The organism is Mesorhizobium sp. M0159, from assembly GCF_040322295.1.
Lineage (GTDB): Bacteria > Pseudomonadota > Alphaproteobacteria > Rhizobiales > Rhizobiaceae > Mesorhizobium.
This window is the reverse complement of record NZ_JAMYTF010000075.1, coordinates 1-19,657: the sequence shown is the minus strand read 5'-3', so window position 1 is coordinate 19,657 and position 19,657 is coordinate 1. Positions and strand designations below refer to the sequence as shown.

Annotated in this window: 18 protein-coding genes and 1 pseudogene; 13 read left to right on the top strand and 6 right to left on the bottom strand. The window is 59.4% G+C overall.

Translation table 11 applies throughout. The features are described from left to right. Window positions 1-146: 146 nt before the first annotated feature. From NKJ32_RS33010 to NKJ32_RS33000, 3 genes are read right to left on the bottom strand one after another with little or no spacing between them, the layout of a single operon-like run. Complete coding sequence (locus NKJ32_RS33010) at window positions 147-1,109, bottom strand: substrate-binding domain-containing protein (RefSeq protein ID WP_352451779.1); 963 nt, start codon at window positions 1,107-1,109, stop codon at window positions 147-149. Between the two features lie 22 nt (window positions 1,110-1,131). Continuing rightward, window positions 1,132-2,136, bottom strand: coding sequence for an ABC transporter permease (locus tag NKJ32_RS33005; RefSeq protein ID WP_352707956.1), 1,005 nt, complete (start codon window positions 2,134-2,136; stop codon window positions 1,132-1,134). After that, complete coding sequence (locus tag NKJ32_RS33000; protein WP_352516223.1) at window positions 2,133-3,665, bottom strand: ATP-binding cassette domain-containing protein; 1,533 nt, start codon at window positions 3,663-3,665, stop codon at window positions 2,133-2,135. The genes NKJ32_RS33005 and NKJ32_RS33000 overlap by 4 nt, the downstream gene beginning before the upstream one ends. A gap of 103 nt (window positions 3,666-3,768) precedes the next feature. Here NKJ32_RS33000 and NKJ32_RS32995 point away from each other — a divergent pair, with 103 nt between their 5' ends. After that, window positions 3,769-4,764, top strand: coding sequence for a LysR substrate-binding domain-containing protein (locus NKJ32_RS32995; protein ID WP_023722450.1), 996 nt, complete (start codon window positions 3,769-3,771; stop codon window positions 4,762-4,764). A 1,393-nt stretch (window positions 4,765-6,157) separates the two neighbouring features. Here NKJ32_RS32995 and NKJ32_RS32990 read toward each other — a convergent pair. Further along, window positions 6,158-6,382: a hypothetical protein gene (locus NKJ32_RS32990; RefSeq protein ID WP_023722452.1), complete on the bottom strand. Its 225-nt coding sequence runs from the start codon at window positions 6,380-6,382 to the stop codon at window positions 6,158-6,160. Between the two features lie 176 nt (window positions 6,383-6,558). Beyond that, window positions 6,559-7,278 (bottom strand): winged helix-turn-helix domain-containing protein, encoded by a 720-nt coding sequence (locus tag NKJ32_RS32985; RefSeq protein WP_352451776.1) that lies wholly within the window; start codon window positions 7,276-7,278, stop codon window positions 6,559-6,561. Between the two features lie 569 nt (window positions 7,279-7,847). On the opposite strand from NKJ32_RS32985, the gene NKJ32_RS32980 reads away from it, so the two are divergent. From NKJ32_RS32980 to NKJ32_RS32940, 9 genes and pseudogenes are all read left to right on the top strand, one after another. Further along, entirely contained in the window at window positions 7,848-9,227 is a 1,380-nt protein-coding gene (locus tag NKJ32_RS32980; protein ID WP_352451775.1) for an alpha,alpha-trehalose-phosphate synthase (UDP-forming), read from the top strand. Window positions 9,228-9,462: 235 nt separating this feature from the next. Next, a complete protein-coding gene (locus NKJ32_RS32975; RefSeq protein ID WP_352451826.1) occupies window positions 9,463-10,422 on the top strand; it encodes a LysR family transcriptional regulator in 960 nt (319 codons plus the stop codon). A 265-nt stretch (window positions 10,423-10,687) separates the two neighbouring features. Next, the gene (locus NKJ32_RS32970; RefSeq protein WP_352451774.1) at window positions 10,688-11,383 is read left to right on the top strand and encodes a helix-turn-helix domain-containing protein; all 696 of its coding nucleotides are present in this window, start codon (window positions 10,688-10,690) and stop codon (window positions 11,381-11,383) included. A 138-nt stretch (window positions 11,384-11,521) separates the two neighbouring features. Next, the gene (locus NKJ32_RS32965; RefSeq protein ID WP_352451773.1) at window positions 11,522-12,397 is read left to right on the top strand and encodes an Evf family palmitoylated virulence factor; all 876 of its coding nucleotides are present in this window, start codon (window positions 11,522-11,524) and stop codon (window positions 12,395-12,397) included. Window positions 12,398-12,572: 175 nt separating this feature from the next. After that, on the top strand, window positions 12,573-13,187 hold the full coding sequence (locus NKJ32_RS32960) for a glutamate acetyltransferase (protein WP_352451772.1): 615 nt from the start codon (window positions 12,573-12,575) through the stop codon (window positions 13,185-13,187). A 159-nt stretch (window positions 13,188-13,346) separates the two neighbouring features. After that, complete coding sequence (locus tag NKJ32_RS32955) at window positions 13,347-14,054, top strand: DUF1906 domain-containing protein (RefSeq protein WP_352689036.1); 708 nt, start codon at window positions 13,347-13,349, stop codon at window positions 14,052-14,054. A 260-nt stretch (window positions 14,055-14,314) separates the two neighbouring features. After that, a complete protein-coding gene (locus NKJ32_RS32950; RefSeq protein ID WP_023722460.1) occupies window positions 14,315-14,665 on the top strand; it encodes a recombinase family protein in 351 nt (116 codons plus the stop codon). Beyond that, window positions 14,646-14,891: pseudogene (locus tag NKJ32_RS32945) on the top strand (Sua5/YciO/YrdC/YwlC family protein); the annotation flags it as partial. The gene NKJ32_RS32950 and the pseudogene NKJ32_RS32945, both read left to right, overlap by 20 nt. After that, a complete protein-coding gene (locus NKJ32_RS32940) occupies window positions 14,884-15,237 on the top strand; it encodes a hypothetical protein (RefSeq protein ID WP_352451770.1) in 354 nt (117 codons plus the stop codon). The pseudogene NKJ32_RS32945 and the gene NKJ32_RS32940, both read left to right, overlap by 8 nt. A gap of 279 nt (window positions 15,238-15,516) precedes the next feature. Here the strand turns inward: NKJ32_RS32940 and NKJ32_RS32935 are convergent, their stop codons facing one another. Continuing rightward, a complete protein-coding gene (locus tag NKJ32_RS32935; protein WP_352707958.1) occupies window positions 15,517-16,428 on the bottom strand; it encodes a DMT family transporter in 912 nt (303 codons plus the stop codon). 135 nt (window positions 16,429-16,563) lie between these two features. Between NKJ32_RS32935 and NKJ32_RS32930 the strand changes: the two genes are divergently transcribed. The 3 genes from NKJ32_RS32930 to NKJ32_RS32920 all read left to right on the top strand — a co-directional run. Further along, window positions 16,564-17,448 (top strand): LysR family transcriptional regulator, encoded by an 885-nt coding sequence (locus NKJ32_RS32930; protein ID WP_352830128.1) that lies wholly within the window; start codon window positions 16,564-16,566, stop codon window positions 17,446-17,448. A gap of 778 nt (window positions 17,449-18,226) precedes the next feature. Next, window positions 18,227-18,499 carry a CoA-binding protein gene (locus NKJ32_RS32925; protein WP_352451768.1) on the top strand — a complete coding sequence of 91 codons (273 nt, stop codon included), beginning with the start codon at window positions 18,227-18,229 and terminating at the stop codon, window positions 18,497-18,499. A gap of 131 nt (window positions 18,500-18,630) precedes the next feature. Then, window positions 18,631-19,657, top strand: a 1,027-nt coding sequence (locus tag NKJ32_RS32920) for a DUF932 domain-containing protein (protein WP_352830125.1), incomplete at its 3' end; no start/stop codon positions are given.

Sequence of the window (19,657 nt, the reverse complement as noted above, 5' to 3'; positions counted from 1 at the left end):
CCCCGTGGCACAGCAACGTAAAAAATTGGCCCCCCATAACCCAAAATTGTGGGGGCGTTTCTTTCACGGGCTGCTCGCCCAGGGGGGGTATCCTTTGCTTCCGGTCTGCCCCGGCCGCACACGCGGGGGGGTCCATTGGGTGGCGGTCAGTTGCTCGGGGGAAAGACGCGGGCGATGACCTTCTTGGCCTCGGGACTGTCAACCTTGTCGGCCGTAACAAGAGGCATGACCAAGGCCAGATCCTGGGTCACCGGCGCGCCCGTCAGTGCGTTGTAGACCTGTTGGGTTCCGTCGATGCCTTGGCCTACTGCCTCCTGGAAGAAGATGCCCTGGAGCGCTCCTTTCTTGAGCAGCGCGATCGTGGTCGGCGAGCCGTCGGCTACGGTGATGCCGATCTTGCCGGTGAGGCCCCGGGTCTCGACCACCTTGGCGGCGCCGGTGCCGGCTTCGTCATACATGCCGTAGATGGCCTTGATGTCGGGATTGGCGGTCAAAAGGTCGTTTGCCTGGGTGACGGCCTCGTTGATTGTTAGACCGCGCGTTTCCAGCATCTGGACGAGGTCGCAGCCGTCGGCGGCAAACGCCTCCTTGGCGCCCTTGAGGTATTTCTGTGCATTCTCCCGGTCCTGCGGCAGCGACAGCATGCCAACCTTGTTGCCGCCACGCTCCTTGGCAAGCTCGCAGGTGAATTTCCCCTGCGCCTTGCCGGTCTCATAGTTGTTCGCGGTGACCGAGGACGTATAGTTGGTGAGGCCCGGTTGCGGCCCGATGCCGGCAAAGGCGATCGGCACTTTCTGCTTCGCTAGATAGTCGAGCAGCGGCGGTGTCGAGGTCGAGCTGACGGGGCCGATCACGATGGCCGCGACGCCTTTGGTCACGGCGGTCCGCGCATTGTCCATCTGCTTGGCGGGTGAGTTTTCCGAAGTGTACTCGACATAATCCATGCCGAGTTCCTTGGCCTTCTCCTTCACGCCGTACCCGACCCATTGCCAGTAGGAGATGTCCAGCGACGGGGCGATGTAAGCGACGGTCTTTTTGTCCTGTGCGTATGATGCGCTGGACAAGGCGGCCGCCGCCAATGCTGCAAGTAGTATGGTCTTCAACTTCATCTTGGTTCCTCCCGTTGATGATCTAGAGTCGGTTCTTGCTGCTGAAGCGGTCGATCAGAACCGCGAGCAGGATCGCGGCGCCGGTGACGGAGCCTTGCCAGAAGCTGTTCACGCCGATGAGGTTCACGCCGTTCTGGATGCAGGTGATCATCAGAGCGCCCAGCACGGCACCGATCGCGCTGCCGGTTCCGCCAAAGAGGCTGGCCCCGCCAATGACGACGGCGGCGATTGCCTGCAGCATCAGGCTGGCGCCGGCCGTGGCTTCGGCGTTGAGGATGTAGCTTATCGTCAACAGGCCGGCGAAAGAGGCAAGCAGGCCCGAAGCGACATAGGCGGCAAACTTGATGCGCAGAACCGGGATGCCGAGCAGCCGGGCAGCAATTGCCGACGAGCCGACGGCATAGAACCAGCGTCCGAGCACGACCTTTCGCAGGACGTATTCCAGCGCGATCATCAATATGATGCAGAACAGAAGATGGTTGGGGACGCCCGGGATGATCTCGCCCGAATTCAGGAGCCAGAAATCCGGCGCGCCGATCGGCATCGAACGACCATTCGTGACGATGAAGGCCAGACTGCCCGCCACCGCGTAGGTGATGAGCGTGACGACGAAAGGCGCGAGCCCAACGACCGTGACCAGAAGACCATTGATCGAGCCGAAGACAAGGCCGACGGCCAGGCCGGCAGCACTGGCGGTCAGTCCGTCGGCGCCACTGGCCATCGCCAGCGCGGTCACCATACCGGTCAAGGAAAAGACTGAACCGACCGAAAGATCGATGCCGCCGGTGACCACGACCAGCAAAACACCGAGTGACATGATGATGAGGGGCGCGGCGGCCTGGATGATGTTTTGCACATTGCCCATGCTGAGTGCAGCGGGCACGAACATGCCGACGGCCAGCAGCAGGACGACGATTGCGGCGGCAATCGCGCCTTCCGTTCGGTAGGACAAAAGAACTGCTGGGACGCGCGAGTTGGTGGTCCGGAGTTTGTCGGTGGTCGTGGTGCCGTTGCTCGCGTCGGTCATGCCGCCATCCCCGTCAGTTCGGCGAGCCCGTCTTCGGTGTAGTGCTCTTCAGGCAGGAATCCCTTCGGCTGCCCATCGGTGTCAAAGGCGAAAATGGCGTCGCAAAGCTCGAGCAGTTCGACGTTCTCGGTCGACCACCAGATGATGATCGCGCCAGCGTCGGCCATCTCCCGGATCAAACCGTAAATGTCATGCTTGGTGCCGATGTCGACGCCACGCGTCGGCTCTTCCAGCACCACCATCCGGAGCGGCAGCCCAAGCCAGCGTGCGACGAGAAGCTTCTGCTGGTTGCCGCCGGACAACGAGGCCGGCAGGTCCCAGATCGAGCTGGCTTTCAACTTCAGCGCTGAAACGAGATCGTGACATTCCTGCCGCTCGGCTGCGGCCACGATCCGCCGTCTTTCGCGAACCCTGCGTGCTGCAAGCACGTTATCGACGATGGGCAGCTGCGAAAGGATCCCCTTGGTTGCGCGGTCGCCCGAAACAAAGCCGATACCGGCCCGCGCCGCTGCCGCTGGAGACGAGAAGCGGTCCGCAAAACCCTCGCCGGAAAGGCGCCAGCCAGCCCCGGGTCCGGCGCCCACCAGGGGAGCAATGAGGCCGGTCGGGCCTGCGGGCGCGCCGGCCAGTCCCAGGATGGTGCCGGACGAAATCGCTATCCTGACGTCGCCGGGGCCGAGGAGTTCGACTGGTATGCCCTGTCGGAGGTGTTTTTGCGGGTTGCGGTGCCTTGCCGGACGCTGCGCGTGTTGGCCCATCTGCTGGACGATTTCGGCGTCGCTGAGCGATGCAAGCGGCGTGGCATTCGCGATCGTGACGCCATCGCGCAAGATCGTGCAGACATCGCAGAGCGCGCGGATTTCCCGCATACGGTGAGAAACAAAGACGATGCCGATGCCTTCCTCGTGCACCAACCGCTTCAGCACCGAGAAGAGTTTGGCAGTCTCGCCGGCAGTGAGATTGGCCGTGGGCTCGTCGAGAAGCAGCACTTCGGCTCCGGTGGAAAGGGCACGAGCGATCTCGACGATCTGGCCTTCGTGGAGGGACAATTTGCGCGCCGGCAAATCGATGATCTCTTCGCCGATCGCTGGGTCAATCAGCCGCAGCGCTCCGAGCGCGGTTTCGCGCATGCGGCGACGGCTGATCTGCGACCAGCCCGACCTCGCATGCACAATGCCGATGTTTTCCGCGACCGACAGCTCGGGCAATAGCGCCAGCTCCTGATGCACCACCGCCATGATCGGGCTGGTGTGGCCGGCCTTCGACGAGGCGAAGCTAATATCGCCGGCATCGCGTGAGATCAGCCCGGTGATGATGCGGATCAGGGTGCTTTTGCCGGCGCCGTTGCCGCCCAGGAGCGCGTGGATTTCGCCAGGCCGGACCTGAAAACTCACGCCCCGAAGGACCCGTGTTGCGCCGTAGTTCTTCTTGACATTGGAAGCCTCGATCAGGGGCTTCCTGGTCGATGCCTGTCCAACTGCCGGCACATTGCCGGCACTACCCAAGCTTTGGGGTGAACCCGGTTCCATCCTGCATCTCCTCCCGAGACCACAGGATGATGCGACCGATTGACATTAGGCTCAATTCTCGTTTCTTAATATTCTGTGTAGCTGAGCTTAACTGACGAGGACGATGTCAGACATCAAGTTCAATTCGATGACGCATTTCGAGGCGGTCGCGCGGCTCGGCGGCGTGGCAAAGGCCGCGCAGGAATTGCAGGTGACACCTTCGGCGGTCAGCCAGCAGCTGCGGCTGCTCGAACACCAACTCGGGGTCCGGCTTTTTCAGCGCGAAAAGCGCCATCTCTCGCTCACGATCGACGGTGAGCGGCTCTTCCAGACCACCACCCAGGCTTTCGAATCCATACGCGAGGTGCGTAATGCCATCGTGCGGCAGCGCGAAAGCTTCCAGCTTAGCCTGCGCGTCAGTCCTTCCTTCGGCGAGAAATGGCTGGCGCCGCGGTTGGCCGAGTTCAGCAAGGGCTATCCGAGCTGGAATTTGCGCGTCGACGCCACGCCCAATTTCTCGGATTTCGAAACGGAGGTCATCGATCTCGATCTTCGTTATGGCGACGGCGGCTGGGCCGGCCTTTATTCGGATTGCGTCGTCAACGATCTGATCCTGCCGATGTGCTCGCCTTCCTATCTTGCCGAACTGCGCGCGATCTCACCGGATCCGCGCGAGCAGCTTCGCCATGCGCGGTTGATCGACAGTGTGAAGGCTTATTTCCGGTGGGATTATTGGCTGCCGTGCAACGGTATCCAGGGCGCCCGCATGACGTATCCCTATCGTTTCGACCGTTCGTCAATGTCGGTTCAACTGGCGAAGGACGGTGCAGGTGTGGTCCTGGAAAGCACATCCATCGCATTCGAGGACCTGGTGTCAGGTTCTCTGGTTCCGGTCTCGATAGAGTTCGAGGTCATCGAGTTTCCGGGATACTGGCTGGTCTGTCCTTCGCGGCATATGAACCGGCGCGCGGTTCGCCTGTTTTCGGACTGGGTGTCACGCGTGGGTAAGCGCGACACCGATCTGGCTCGCCGGTTTCTGGCGGATAAGCAACTGCGCATATCGTTCGAACGACGGCCTCATTTCGGGGCACGGGATGACAAAGCGGCGCCAATGGCGTGAACAGTTCGGCGTTCAAGACATGGCAAGACGAAGATTGACAGCACGTTGCGGTTGAGGAGCTGGCAAAACGCAGGCTGTGTGCAAGCGAAGGCGGGTTGGCCGCGCTTTTCCAGCGACCTTCCTCTTTTCCAACCCGACAACGACTGACTTACCTGTTTTCTGACGCAGCCGGAGACGGAGGCACTCAGTTCATACAGCCGTAAATTACCGGCGTCATCGTCCGTGCAACGCTACAGGGAATGCTCGACAGCATTGTAATGCCATTCCGCCGACGCGGCCATGGCTTCAATGAACGCGAGTTTGACGGTAGCGACTAAGCAACCGAACCGTGGCGCCAATGACCTTCTGAGCTTCCTCCCATTTCGGAAGATCTCGTTCCCCAACACGCGTGGCGATCGCGGCCAGTATCCAACCTACGCAGCTGATGTCTTCGGCAGCCTTCAGTTTCTCATGCTGCAGGATGCAAGCTTCAATGCCCGGTCGGGGCGGAGACCCGGGCGTAGTACGCTCAGCGATTAGCTGCAGACCGGCGTCGTAGGCGGCGCAAATTTTAATTCTATCGCCCCTTTCCGATTTCATCACCACATTCGCCCAAAGGGCCAACTCAGTTAAAAGATCGGTTACTTCATCTCTCATTAAAAACTGCCGCTGTTTTCTTCATGAAACGAAATTCCACGATCCAGATAACGCGTGGCCCGGACAATGAGCGAGGTATTTTCGGGGTTTGTTGTTATCGAGCGAACCACTCCTTCTAAGCTTGCCGAGAATGTTAGTCAAAACGCTCAGTTTGCTCGGCAGGATCGCCGTCTAGACACAGCGGGCAAACATACGCATGCGGTTTCGTTACCACCAAGACCACCGATGGCTTGTGGCAGCGATCACAGGCAAAATCCCGGTGTGCAGTAGGCCAAACGTCATTTTCTATCTTTAGAGCACGGAGCCCCATCGTTTGGCAGCCGTCATCTTGCTGCCAGCCGGCGGAGGGCGCTGGGCTGGCACAGTGGTCTCGGGTTTAATGCGGAGGTATGGGAAAGAGAGGCTCTCCCGGCTCACTGCGCCAGCAATGGTATCGGCACTCACAGGGGCGTCCCAGGTTGATTGGTGGCCCGTAGCGAGAAGACTCGATCGGGCGAGTTTGGCTGATTACTCGCATTCTGACCGCCGAATTCAAGAATAGTGTTGCCCTTGAGATAACTCTTCGCGCTTGAGTTGCACGTATGCAACAGTCACTACCGACCTGCGAGGAGCGGAAAATCCCGAAACCTTGTCGGCGCCGCGAGAGGCCCCTTATTTGAAATCGCGTCTTGGCTTGCGACCTGGATGCCTCGCGCGAATATGCCGGTCTGATGGTACAGACGAAGGCGACTGGTAAAGCGATCGGCAAGGCCGAAGGTTACGTCGCCGCCACAGCCGCTGCTCGCGAGTTCTTGTTCGTGGGCACGATCGGCATCGGGCGGGCCAGACCAAGATCGGCATGGCCAATCTCGCCTACAATCTCACCCGCCCGTATGGCACCAGGGGCGAACTGCGCCCGCATGACGACGAAGGCGGCGCAAACCGCCACCGCGATGCCAAAATCGGCAATCTCAACAACCAACTCCGAAGCGATCGCCGTCATCAGTCCACGCAGAAATCAGCGCGGCCCTACCGGTCCGCGAAACGCCGATAGTACGAGGTGCCCAGGTGGCTGGAGGCCATTCCTATGAAGGTAAAGCCTGACCCTATTCGTGATATTCTGAAGCGCCTGCAGTGGTGCTGGGTCACGTTCGCTTCCCGCGCGATCTTGGCCGTCCATCAACCACGGCGCGTCCTTAGTTCCTCAATATTCACGACACTGTCGAAAATATACCCCGCGCCGCGCTCGGTGCGGATATACTGCGGGCGCGGCGCCTTATCCTGCCCCAACTTACGGCGAAGGCGGACGATAAGAACATCGATGCTGCGGTAGTAGACCTCCTGATCATAGACACGGGTCGCCATCAGAAGCTGCTCACGTGAAAGGACCCGACCTGGGTTCTTGAGAAAGGCCATCAGGAGGTTGAACTCGCCGGCGGTGAGCTTGACGTCAGGATCCGTTCCCCGGCGCAAGCTCCGACGCTTGGTGCTAACTCGCCAGTCATCGAAACGGTAGATGGTGTTTCGGTCACGCTCCGGCCGCTGGCGCATAGCGGCGCGCACGCGGGCGCGGAACTCCGTAAGCCCGAAGGGCATAGTAATGTAGTCGCGAGCGCCGGTTTCGAGGCCAATCACCTTGTCGGCCTCATCTACGAAGTCACCGCTGATGATGATGATCGGAAGATCCCTCTTGGCACCAAAATCTCGAACGAACTGCAAACCGTCCTCTCGGCCGTAGCTCAGGTCGACAATTGCTAGATCAATCGCTTCAGAAGCCATATTGCTGGCGGCCTGCTGGCGGTTTTCGACCGCTCTGATGTTAAACTCATGCTTAGACAAGAAGCCCATAAGCGGTTCTCTCGTCAACGCGTCCTGACCGACGATGAGAATGTTCTTCATGGTCACTTCCTATTGACTGCAGCTTGGGCTGCCGGGGACGGTAGTCAAATTAGTGACGCTCAGCAGGTGGGACAATCTTCATCAGGCGTATTGCGGAATAGCGCAGACAAATAGGTCCTATGCGGAGTTCCTGCTGCGCAACAGTGCCCCCAAAGCCTGCTAGTTTTTGATGGATTGTCCGTCCTCTGCGACCACTCGTTCGGCAGACCGGGCTTATCCCCGCTGAGATTCGTATCGCTCCGGTCCTCTGGCACCATCACTGGAGCGCTTTTGCACCCAACTTCCTCTCCCGGCGGCTCCAATTCAGTTCAGCTTTGTTTCAATTTAAATCGCTGAAAAGTTGACATTCGTATGGATTCGTCGAGATTTATTGATCAGACGCAGAACTCGCCTTGATGTTAATTCCACTGTCTACAGGAAACTCATGATGCCCAACCTTTTATCTAATTCCAATCTCCTTTCTAGACCCATGCTATCCTTTCTTTTGAACTTCCATGTCTTATTGTGCAGATCGCTCAGGGGGCGGAGCTTTCATGAACGGCGGGATGTCCGAGAGCAGGAGAGTGGAGATGAGTAGACTGGTCGTAGTCTCAAACAGGGTTTCGCTGCCCGACGAGCATGGTTCCCCGCCGCCAGGCGGGATGGCGATTGCGCTGAGCGCTGCGCTCCGGCGAAGGCACGGCCTATGGATGGGCTGGTCGGGGAAGGTGAAAGCCGGGGAGGACCCGTCAGGGCCGATCTCACGCCGGGAGGCCGGCGGGATCAATTATGCGCTTACCGATCTCTCGCAGACAGATTTGGACGACTATTACTACGGCTTTGCCAACCGGGTTCTTTGGCCGGTTTTCCACTGCCGAGTCGACCTCGCCGAGTATTCCGAAGCACGAATGTCCGGATATCAGCGCGTCAACCGACTGTTTGCAAAGCTGTTGCAGCCGCTCATCAGCGACGACGACGTCATATGGGTGCACGACTATCACCTGATCCCGCTTGCGAAAGAACTGCGGAACCTCGGCTGCGGCAATAAGATCGGCTTCTTCCTGCACATTCCGTGGCCGGCGGCGGACATCCTCTTCACCGTACCGCACTATGATGATTTGCTACGCGGGCTTTCGTGCTATGACCTCGTCGGCTTTCATACCGATGACGATCTTAGTAACTTCGCCGAATGCTTGCGCCGTCAGGGGTTACCGGACCCCATCACAAACGGTGTGTGCCAAGCCTATGGACGTGTGTTTCGCTGCGGCGTTTTTCCGATCGGCATCGACACGGCCGAGTTCGAACGACTGGCCGAGCAGGCGGCGCGCAGCGAGACTCTGCAGGAGCCCTCTCAAAGGATTCCCGGTTGTAAAGTCGCGATCGGCGTCGACCGCCTCGACTATTCGAAGGGCATCGAGAACCGCATCGTCGCGTTTGACCGCTTCCTGCGGAGCAACGACCACCGCATCGGCAAGACGCAACTGCTGCAGATCACACCGAAATCCCGCACGGAAATACCGGCATATCTGGCGATGCAAAAGGACGTCGCCGAGCGGGTGGGGCGCGTTGATGGCGAACTCGGAACGATCGATTGGATGCCCGTTCACTACATCAACCGGTCCGTTGGACCCAGCGAGCTCGCCGGTCTATACCGCATGGCACGCGTCGGCCTGGTCACGCCGCTCCGCGACGGCATGAACCTTGTAGCTAAGGAATATGTCGCCGCACAGGACCCACAGAATCCAGGTGTTCTCGTGCTTTCGCGTTTTGCCGGCGCAGCCAGAGAGCTAGGCGGAGCGATCCTCGTCAATCCCTACGATCCGGAAGCGATGGCGAGGGCCATCGAAGAAGCCCTGGACATGCAGTTAGATGAGCGGATCGATCGTTGGCGGGCGATGATCGGCCGGCTCCGCGAATACAACGTCTATCGCTGGTGCGACGACTTTCTGTTAGGCCTGGATCAGCGCTGAGCTTTGCCGCGTTCCTGGGCCTAGCTTCGCCAGCATGAGGCTGACCGCGACCAAGTGAATCAGGCAGCATTTCGGCCTCGCTGAGCGATGCCGAATGTGCTGACGCTTAGCGCGAGCACACCGCTTACTAAGACGAGAGGAGAAGGCCGTGGATGAGCTCGCTTGCAGTCGCGAAACTTCAAAAAAGCGGGCGCAGCCGTTTGTCGCGGAACCTCGCGCCACACGGCAGCGGCAAATGCTGGCGTCGATTGACCTGAACTTGCTGTTTGCTCTCGAAGCGCTGCTGGAACACCGCAACGTCACGCATGCGGCTCGACACGTGGGCTTGAGCCAGCCCTCGATGAGCCGAGCGTTGAGGAGGCTGCGTGGCATTTTCAACGACGATCTTTTGGTTCGCGGCTCCATGGGCCTGGTTCCGACCCCGCAGGCCCAACGCTTGAGCCGAATGCTGCCGCCGGTGCTGGATGCGATCCGCGGGATAGTGAACGGCAGTCTTGCCCAAGCCAATTGGCGATCGAAGGCGATAATGGCGATGCCCGATCATCAAGGACTGGTCCTGCTGCCGCGGCTCCTGCCCCGGCTGCGCCAGCACGCGCCTCATCTGGACGTCGTCATCGATCCGCTTCTCTCCGGCGCGATGCGGCGGCTTGAGCTAGGCGAGATCGATTTGGCTATAGGGCAGATTAGCGCCTCGCCGCCCGGATACTTGAGGCGCAGCCTCTACTCCGACCGGTTTGCCTGCCTGCTGCGCCACGACCATCCAGCCCTGGCGCGGGAATGGACAATCGAGAGCTTCGCGGCCTTGCGCCACGCAGCCATTGCCTTGGACTCCAAAGACGGCTTCGGCCGGGTGCATGACGAACTGGTCAAGTTAGATCTCCAGGGTCGCGATCCGGTGTTGGTTTCCAACATCTTGACGGCCGCGTTGGCGATCGCGGCGACCGATCTGCTGTTGATTGTACCACGCCGCGTCGCGACCAGGATCGCCGCCTTGCTGCCGCTAGCGATTATGGATCCGCCTGTGCAATTGACACCCTATGAAGTCGCGCTGATTTGGCACGAGCGTTCCCATCGCGACCCGGAGCATCGTTGGCTGCGCCACGAGATCGCCGTCGCCGCGGCGGCGGGAACTGAGAGCAAAATATCCCAACTGGGAAGGCAAGTGACTGATGAGTCGCCTAGGCAAGAAACGTGATCCGAATCCGGGGCTATCGTCAGGATATGACGGAAAAAGTTTATTGCCCTGCTCGCCCGTTGGGAGGGGAAGCTGGCTCTGCTGTGCCAGCGCATTGAAACCGTGCCGGTTTCGACAATTTGAAGCGAGGCAACAGGGCCAGACGAGAAGGTATCATACGCCCAGCCATCTATATACAGGCCAAAAACCGCCTCTCTTCGACCGCCATTCGGCCGCGCCAAGCCTTCCACAGGCCAGCTTCCCATGGTGTCTGTGAGGTGCCTGCATGCTGGCAGCATATCTTGGCTCGGACCCCGAAGCATGCAAGTCCTTGGCACTAATCGCGAGTTCTCTGAGGCAGATCGATATCCTTGATCACCGTTTATTGCGGGCAGGGCGCTCCGCGCAGATCGTCATCGTCGATTGTCGCGAACCGATTCACGACAAGCACGGGCGTGCGAAGCTCTCGCCCGAACCTGTCAAACTGGCTCTGGTTCTGGAAGAGAGCCTGGATCGACAAGCGGTCTTCTCCAACGGGTATTCCGATTACCTGTTGTGGCCGCTCACCGAGCAGGAAGTTCTGCGCAGACTTACCGCCTGCATCGTTCAGTTCGCGCAGCGTTCTACCCCGCCTTTCTTCTCAGCCGATCCGATCGTTCAGAATTCATGCAGTCTGCTGGCGCAGCGGGTCGATCAGCAGATCACCCGCGTCGAATTGGCGCGAATGGTAGGGACCAACAGGACAACGCTCACCACCCGTTTCGAGACATCGTTTGGCTGCGGGCCAATGACTTGGCTACGGCGCTACCGGATGACGGAGGCTGCTGACCGGTTGCGTAACGGGCATGAAAGCATCGCCAAGGTCGCCGAATCCTTCAGCTACGAGAACAGCAACAACTTCTCCACAGCCTTCAAGGCGTTTCATGGCCTCTCGCCACTGCGCTATCGCAAAATGATACGGCGCAGAGAAAAGCCTGTCTAACGCAAAGGTGGGGGCCGGAGCGAATTGGTATAAGGCGACGCGGGCACGCAAAGATCATCTCATCTCCGAGGCGTTTCCGCGCTTTGGGCACCTTAAGCTCTCGACCAACGCTCATGTCTCACAGCAGGAGGATAAAGCATGTCGAACGCATTTTCAGTGAATGTTCAAGAGCATGAACAGCGCTATTCCAAAGAACACTATGAGGCGGCGTCCGCATTTTTCTACGCCAAGCCCCTTGTTTTGGCCCAGTTAGATGCTGCGCCCCCCAGTGACGACACGATCGCCAACGCTCAAGGGACAGTGCAGTTTCACCTCATCGGCCAAAAAACCGACGATCCGACGTACAGCGGCACCCTCAATGAGAATCAGGACAATCTACTGGCAATAGGAGGAATTATTAACGACTACATGCATACCCATTATGCGAACATCGATGCACAGAAGCTTGATATCAACACATGGACCGATGTTGTTGGCAACATTCCAGATCTCTCTATGGGCAGGCAAAAACTGAAGAGTTTTTCAAAAAAGGTGGCCGGGACGTCGGTCTCAGCTACTTTCCTCTCGCTGATTGCCAAGGCGATCATTACCGACGGGGCATCGTTGCTGCTGGATTTCCAGTCCTTCCTTACAGAAATGGGGAATCTCACCTTCAGTGCAAACGGCAAGGCGCAGCGATACAAGGCGCTGACATGCACCTACCAGAGCTACCTTCTCGATAATGGGGCAGGCGGATATTACGACTACGGAGCAATCGTTCTGCGGCAGATCGAGTTCAAAGAGCACTTCCTCGAGCTGAAATCCTCTTGTTCGTCGACCCACTACGTCCGCGTCGACATGGACTATGCCGAGGTCACCAATCTTGTTCAGACCCGTCGGATCCGCAAAGGCGGCCCCGATCACGAAAACTTCCAGGAGCTTGTGAATAAGAACTCCACCGACCAGTTCAAGAAGGCCAAGAACTTTTTCAACGGTGGCTCGACGCCGCAACAAGACATCAAGCCGCAGGTCTGATCGTCAGGCCTTTGATCGCGAAAGCAGCGCACCCAACCAATAGCGTGGATTTGGACGAACGTCGCCCGCATCATGGATGCGATAGAGCGGTCCGGTAAGCCCTTGCGAACTACCGATGCTCTGTCGCGCCCCCGGTGCCGGCGAACTCCGGTCCCGCTTCCATAGGGAAGCAGACATGAACCCATTCGCAAAAACAGCTGCGGGCCTTTTCCTGGTGATCGGCCCGCAGAGCAGCCAACCGCTCGAGGCGGAGAGGATTTGCTCTGCCATGGTCCAGAAACTATTCGAAGACCAAACCCGGACTCTGGATTCTCGAGCATGGCAGAATGCCGCGCAAATGGTACCGAACAAGGTGGAAACCGCCACGACTTCAAGAACGCTAAACCGCACGATGGACGTGGCGGAATTGCCCAGTGCCTTTGCGTCAATTTGCGCGAATGCCGCCGACGGCAATGAAGCTGGCGTCGGTCTGGCAAAGGCAATCCGTAGCTATCTGAGCAAACACGGCGAACCGACGGCGTTCAATTGCCTCGTCCTAGATCAATCCGACTCCGCGGAAGTCCGTCTATCTTTAACCTGCCTTGCCGTGGTCGAAGTTGGAAGCGCTGACAGTCTCGCCATCACCTCGATATTGCTCTCCGCATCGCTGAACCTGTCAAACGAGCAAACGCAATCCACTATCGCGCAGGTTTTCGGCCGTTTCAGCTCGCCGAGCGACTCACCGTACTACCTGCGCTTGTTCTCCAGCCGGCGGTCCCATAGTCAGAGACGTAGCGACATTCTGCAATAGACCCAAGGGCAAACAGAGGAATAGCTGATTGCGTCTGCGCCGCGTTGGTGGCTGCGGGAAATGACATCAAAAGGCTGCGCGAAGAAATAGCGTGGGAGGGCGAGGTGACCGTATAAACTGCGCATTTCCATACAATTTCGGCCTTCGGGGAGACGGACTATGCACGATATTATCGACGTCCCGCAGAACGTCGGCGATTTTGCTGTGTGCTTGGCAGAATCTGGCGTCAATACAGTAATCCGGTACTACAACCATCGGAATAGTACACCATTTCCCTCAAAATGTCTGACAGGGGAGGAACTCGCCGCCCTTCATGGTGCTGGAATATCGGTAGCTGTGGCCTTCGAGCAGCGGGGTGGCGCGGGCGGCAATATCAGAGACTTGCATGGTGCGGCTGGAGAGCGAGACTCCGGTCGTGCGCTTGATCTGGCCGCCGCGTTGGGACAGCCCGAAGGCTCCGGAATCTATTTTGCAGTCGATTGGGACTACCACACACCACAGCATCTTGCACGAATAGCACCCTACTTCAGGAGTGTGCGGAATGCGTTGGCTGGCCGTTATCTCGTTGGCGTTTACGGATCGGGCACGGTCGGACACCACATGAAGCGCCAGGGGCTGGTGGACCATATATGGCTCTCTGGCTCGTTGGGATGGTCCGGAACGAGACAAGCGCTCAAGCAGGGGGATTGGTCGCTTTTCCAAAAGTTTATGGAAAAGCGTTCCGAGATCGGGGGCTTCGGATACGATGGAAATGTCGTCAATCCGGCCCTTGAAAACTTTGGTCAATTTGGGCCGGCAGGTACTCTCCCCTCTCGCGACGCGAAGGAACGTCTGCGTTGTTCAAAGTTGCTGCGCGAGGAGCGCTAAATCTTCGCTCCCGGCCGGGCAAGAGCTTTCGCATGGTCGATTCCTCCCGAACGGTACAATGCACGCCCACGCCTTGTCACGCTCCACCGGAAGCTTCTCCCGCTGCGTCTTCGTCATCGATATCCCGGCATCGTTCATCCCTTCACAAACCGCTTGCCTTACGGCGCCATAATGGAAAGAGGATTGTGAAAGGCTCCGCACCTGTATTCTCGTGGACACCCTCGGCCTTCCATAAACGACCGTTTGCGAAAGGAACCAGAGTGCTGATCGGCTACGCCCGCGTGAGCAGAGGCGACGACCAGTCGAACACGGCGCAGGCCAGGGCGCTCGCCGATGCCGGGTGCAAGCGTATCCTCAAGGAGGAGGCCTCCGGCGGTCGCTGGGAGCGGCCGGAATTGCACAGGATGCTTGATCATTTGAGGGAGAGCGACACTGTCGTCGTCTGGAAGCTCGACCGTCTGTCTCGCTCACTCAAGGACGTTCTCACGATCATGGAGCGGATCGAAGCCACCAGCGCCGGTTTCCGCTCGCTGACAGAAGCGATCGACACGACGACAAGCCGGCCAGTGCCGGAACCGAGCGGCGCCGATCGTGCTGGTGAAGCGCCGTGACAGCTGCGGCGTTGCGGCGGGCGTGGCGCCGCAGCACGAGCGGCTCGGTTTCATGCTGCCCTACACGCCGTTGCATCATCTCTTGCTGCGGGCGCTGGACGGTCCGGTGGTGATGACCTCCGGCAATCGCTCGGGCGAGCCGCAATGCACGGACAATGACGAGGCGCGGCAGGAGCTTGCCGGGATCGCCGACTTCTGGCTGATGCACGACTGCGAGATTGTCAACCGGCTCGACGACAGCGTGGTGCGATTCGACGGGCACGGCATTTCGGTGTTGCGGCGCGCGCGGCTTCGCGCCGGAGCCGCTGGCGCTGCCGGCGGGCTTCGATGGCCCGGTCAGGGCGCTGGCTGCGGGCGGCGATCTAAAGGCCGCGTTCTGCCTGGCGGGCGACGGCAACGCGCTGCTGTCGCAGCATCTCGGCGACCTCGACGAGCTGAAGAACCAGAACGCGTGGAGGCAGGCGTTGGGGCTGTATCGAAGCCTGTTCGACACGAAGCCGGACCTCATTGTGGCCGACCGGAATCCGGGCTACCGTTCGACCCAACTGATGTTACTCTGCCGGCGATGGTGATGAGGGTTTCGGCCAGGTGCTAAACATCATTGGCCGCTTCCTGCGCAGTCGTCGAACGTACGCGGGGCCGAACGTCTTCCCCACGGGTCTTTCCAAATCGTCACGCTCAACCTGTCTCAAGGGAGATCGTTGTCATCTCCTGATGCCGAATGTCTCAATTTCCCAAGTTTGGCAAAATTGAATCGCAGACTTTTGCAGCGTGCGAAGGTCAAGCAGTTTTGCGACAGTAGCAAAGAGCCCGAAGCCATCATCCGGACTCGGTGCTCCAATATATCGCCGCTAACGCCGGATGACGATAATCCCGGCCAGTGCGATGAGAATGATACCGAGCATGGAAGCCGCATCCAGACGTTCCGAGAACAGCACGACGCCCCATAGCACTGCGAAGGCTAGATATGAAAAGTCCCAAGTCGAGATGATCGAGGATGGTCCCAACTGGTAGGCGATGGCCGTGCCGACGCTGCCGATCAGCATCGTCATGCTCAAAAGCCCGATCAGCGCGCATTGGGTCCAGCCCATTGGAATCCACGCGCCCATGAACAGGCTTTGTCCACCCTCGCTCCCTGCCATCACGGTCGCCAAGCTAGCGCTGCCCCCGAGAACGATCGCTATCAGGTTGAAGATCAGCGCCAAAACGAAGGGGTTTTCGCCACGGCTCTTGGTGCGCGTCAGCACCATCGCCAGAGCGTAGAGAATTGCAGAAACCAGCGGCATCACGGCATGGATGCCAAGGTCGCCGGCCTGCGGCTTCTGCATGAGCAGCACACCGATGAAGCCGAGGGCGACTCCGACCCAACCTTGCACCCCGACAGGTTCCCTGATCCAGAAGGCCGCAAAAAGGGTAATGAACAGCGGGATCGTGTAATAGACCGCCGCCGCCATCGAGAAATCGAGGCGCGGTAGCGAAGCGTAATAGATCAGCAGGCTCGACAGAAGCAGGCTGCTTCGCACGATGGCCCAGCCAGGATAGGCTGGGCGCAACGACACCTGCGGAAAGCGCCATTTCAGGATCGAGATCAACAAGGGCAGCGTGACGCAGGACCGCAGGAAAATGAACTGCGACAGCGGCATGTCCGAGATCGTGACCTTGATGATCGCATCCGCGATGGAAAGCGTCAGGTCCGTGAAAACCATCGCCGCAATGGGGATGCCCACCCTGTCCGCCTTGGGGGCCGTCTGACTGATCGACATTTTTCGCGTTCCCTGCTTCGGGTGCCGAGGCTACCGAGCCAAGAACGTTCCAACAATTCCGATCATACGGAAATTTTGTCCGTGTTATTGTACAATGAGCAACGACACGAGACAGGATGCGTCGCTTTGTACAGCGTGGACGACATGATCCTTCTGGCCGAAGTCGCCGAAACGGGCAGCTTTACTCGCGCCGGGGGGCGGATCGGGATGCCCAAATCTACCGTCAGCCAGCGCATCGCCCAGCTTGAAGCACGTCTGGGGCTGCGGCTTCTCAATCGCTCCACCCGGCACGTAAGCCTCACCGGCAGCGGCCAGGTCTATCTCGAATACTGCCGCCGCGTTCGCGCTGAGGTCTCGGCCGCGGACATGGCGATGACCAACCTGAAGGAACAGCCTGTCGGGACGCTGAAGATCACCTGCCCAGAGGTAACTGCCACCTATTTCATGCCGACCTTCCTGCACGGATTTACCACGCAGTTTCCCCGCATCGCCGTCGAACTGATCGCCACAAACCGGCATCTCGACGTCATCCGCGAGCGGGTTGATTTCGCTTCTCGCGTTGGCACGACCACAGGTCAGAACCTGATCGTGCGGCGTGTCTCCTCGATTAAACGGGTTCTCGTCGCCGCTCCAGCCTATCTGGCGGCTGGCAGTCCTCTTCAGGAACCGACCGATCTTCTAGATCGCCGCTGCCTGGTGCATGATGCGCAGCCCGAATGGGTGTTCTCGTCAGACGACACACCGATCGTCCTGCGGCCTCCGCCGGCTGCGACCTCGGATTCTATGGGGTTCCTGCTGCAATCCTGCATCGCGGGCGGCGGGGTCGCACTCCTTCCCGCTTACGTGTGCCAGCCGTCCGTGGCGGTCGGCCGCCTTGTGGAGTTGCTCCCGGGCTGGGAAATTCCACCCTATGAAATGATGCTGATCTTTCCCAACCTGAAGAACCAGTCCAAGGCGCAGGCCGCATTCCGCGATTATGTGAATACCTTCGACTTTTCAGCGTTTGCCGTTGGGCGATAACTAGAACTTCTCAAGTCCTACGGTCGCATTGTTCCGTGTCGTGGAATGTCTAACTGGATCGAAAGCCGGACCAGGCATGGACATGAGCCAGTTTGCAAAAAGCGCGGCAGCTTTGTTCCACGGCGTTTCTTTGAGCGAAACAAGATAGACGTTACCGGGGCGTTGATCTTCCCCAGGCAGGAGCTCAACCGGTTGGCCGCGGCGTACCTGTTCGCTCGCCGTGCCAATCCAACCCAACGCTATTCCGCTGCCAGCCAAGGCAGCCTGCCTCATCATGAGGTGGTTGTCGAACACAGGACCCGGCAGCCCCTTCCGACACGTTTACCCCGAAGTGCTGGAACCATTGCTTCCAGTCGAACCACGTCTTGTCATCAACCCTGGCATGCTTCCTTTGGGTTGCCCTTACAGTGGGGTAATCACAACAAAACCTGGTGCGGCGGTCAAGCCGCCAGAATGAGCTCGTTTAATGAAGCGCCAGCCTCCGGCTGCGGGAGAAAGGGAGTGCCGTGCCTCAGGACATCCGTGTCACCATCGTGCTGACGGCCGTATCGATGGCATCCGTCGTGGACGGTCCATGGTAACGATCATGACCGGACCTTCAATTCATTCGGGCCACCGCACACCTCTCGGTCGAGGCGGCGCATGAGGCAAGCCACAAGGCATGGGTGGGCAAAAGCGGCTTACAGCACTACGAGCGCATGCTCCGCTCCGATGACTTCAACGAAGGTCCCGTCGCCTTTTCGGAAAAGCGCAATTCCGAGTTCAAGGGGAAGTAGCCATGGACGCGGTAACCACAACGCGCGCGGGTCTACTTGGACAGCACCGTCTGGCACCGATGCTGGACGCCCGCTCCATGGTGGTTGCCGGGATGTCCGGCAGGGAAGGCTCATTCGGCTTGCGGCTGGCCCAGTCCGTCGTCAGCGCCGGATATTCGGGGCGCATCCAGTTCATCGATCCGCGTCAGACCGAAATCCTGGGGAGGCCATGCTTCGCCGCCTTCGCGGACGTTGACGAGGCGCCGGATCTGGCGGTGCTTGGTGTCGGCCCCTAACGCGGCCGCTTCCGCAATGCCGACGCTTCTGGTGGCGCGCGGATGCCGACAGAGGAAGAGCGTGGGTGGGCTGCGGTGGCGGGTGAAGGTCCGGGAGAGAGTCTCCCGGCGCCCGCCGAGGAGCTCCAACCATGACACAGATGGAAATTCACACGCCCACCCGCAACGAGCGTGCCGGTTACAAGGTCGACGTCAGCCGCGGTCAGCGCATCGGCCGCGTGTCGTCAGAATGGTTCAACCGGCCGGCGGACGAGCGATACCTGTCGCTCACCGACCTTCGGAATTCGGTGAAGGCCCGGTCGGAGCGCAGCAAGACCCGCATCGTCGAGAGTGAGCTGATCCGCGTCGAGGCCAGCCGCGACGATCCGGAGCGCCTGAGGTTAATGCTGCCCGATGCGCCTGCCCCAGTTGCCCCCACGCATTGGAGTTTTGGCCAACTCGCCAGCCTGGTAGGTGCACCGGCCACCTATCTGCGCCAGCTTCCGGCCCCGCTCGCGGCGATCAACCTTCAGCACGGTCTCCTCAACCGCCGCGCCGAGCAGGTGAAGATGCTGGAAATCGAGAACGGACGCCTCGAGCTGCGAGCGGTTACAGGTCCGGACTATGGCAGGATTTTCGATGAAGAGCTGATCGCGGCCGTCCAAAAAATCGCCGGCAACGGTACCGGCGACACCCGCTGGAAGATTCCTGGCGTGCTCGACTGGTCAACGGGAATCTACAATCCGAATGTCGACATTTCCAATGCCACGACGACGCTCTATGCGTCCGACCGTGATGTCTTTGTCTTCCTCGTCGACGACCTGAATCCGATCGAAGCCGGCAAGCTGCCCGATGGCTCGCCCGACGTCTTTTTCAGGGGGTTTTATTGCTGGAACTCGGAGGTCGGCGCCCGCACGCTTGGAATCGCCAGCTTCTATCTACGTGCAGTGTGCCAGAATCGTTGCCTCTGGGGCGTGCAGGATTTCCAGGAAATCATTATCCGGCATTCCAAATATGCCGCCTCGCGTTTTGCCTTGGAAGCCGAGCCGGCGTTGATCCAGTTTGCCGATTCCTCGCCCATGCCGTTCGTCAATGGCATCAAGGCTTCGCGGGAGCGTGTCGTCGCTCGGGACGACGAAGATCGCCAGAGCTTCCTGCGCAAGCGCGGCTTCTCCAAGG

What these genes read in the sequence shown, in the direction of transcription:
- NKJ32_RS33010 (WP_352451779.1), bottom strand. Translation starts at nt 1,109, where the DNA reads ATGAAGTTGAAGACCATACTACTTGCAGCATTGGCGGCGGCCGCCTTG.
- NKJ32_RS33005 (WP_352707956.1), bottom strand. Translation starts at nt 2,136, where the DNA reads ATGACCGACGCGAGCAACGGCACCACGACCACCGACAAACTCCGGACC.
- NKJ32_RS33000 (WP_352516223.1), bottom strand. Translation starts at nt 3,665, where the DNA reads ATGGAACCGGGTTCACCCCAAAGCTTGGGTAGTGCCGGCAATGTGCCG.
- NKJ32_RS32995 (WP_023722450.1), top strand. Translation starts at nt 3,769, where the DNA reads ATGTCAGACATCAAGTTCAATTCGATGACGCATTTCGAGGCGGTCGCG.
- NKJ32_RS32990 (WP_023722452.1), bottom strand. Translation starts at nt 6,382, where the DNA reads ATGACGGCGATCGCTTCGGAGTTGGTTGTTGAGATTGCCGATTTTGGC.
- NKJ32_RS32985 (WP_352451776.1), bottom strand. Translation starts at nt 7,278, where the DNA reads ATGAAGAACATTCTCATCGTCGGTCAGGACGCGTTGACGAGAGAACCG.
- NKJ32_RS32980 (WP_352451775.1), top strand. Translation starts at nt 7,848, where the DNA reads ATGAGTAGACTGGTCGTAGTCTCAAACAGGGTTTCGCTGCCCGACGAG.
- NKJ32_RS32975 (WP_352451826.1), top strand. Translation starts at nt 9,463, where the DNA reads ATGCTGGCGTCGATTGACCTGAACTTGCTGTTTGCTCTCGAAGCGCTG.
- NKJ32_RS32970 (WP_352451774.1), top strand. Translation starts at nt 10,688, where the DNA reads ATGCTGGCAGCATATCTTGGCTCGGACCCCGAAGCATGCAAGTCCTTG.
- NKJ32_RS32965 (WP_352451773.1), top strand. Translation starts at nt 11,522, where the DNA reads ATGTCGAACGCATTTTCAGTGAATGTTCAAGAGCATGAACAGCGCTAT.
- NKJ32_RS32960 (WP_352451772.1), top strand. Translation starts at nt 12,573, where the DNA reads ATGAACCCATTCGCAAAAACAGCTGCGGGCCTTTTCCTGGTGATCGGC.
- NKJ32_RS32955 (WP_352689036.1), top strand. Translation starts at nt 13,347, where the DNA reads ATGCACGATATTATCGACGTCCCGCAGAACGTCGGCGATTTTGCTGTG.
- NKJ32_RS32935 (WP_352707958.1), bottom strand. Translation starts at nt 16,428, where the DNA reads ATGTCGATCAGTCAGACGGCCCCCAAGGCGGACAGGGTGGGCATCCCC.
- NKJ32_RS32925 (WP_352451768.1), top strand. Translation starts at nt 18,227, where the DNA reads ATGGACGCGGTAACCACAACGCGCGCGGGTCTACTTGGACAGCACCGT.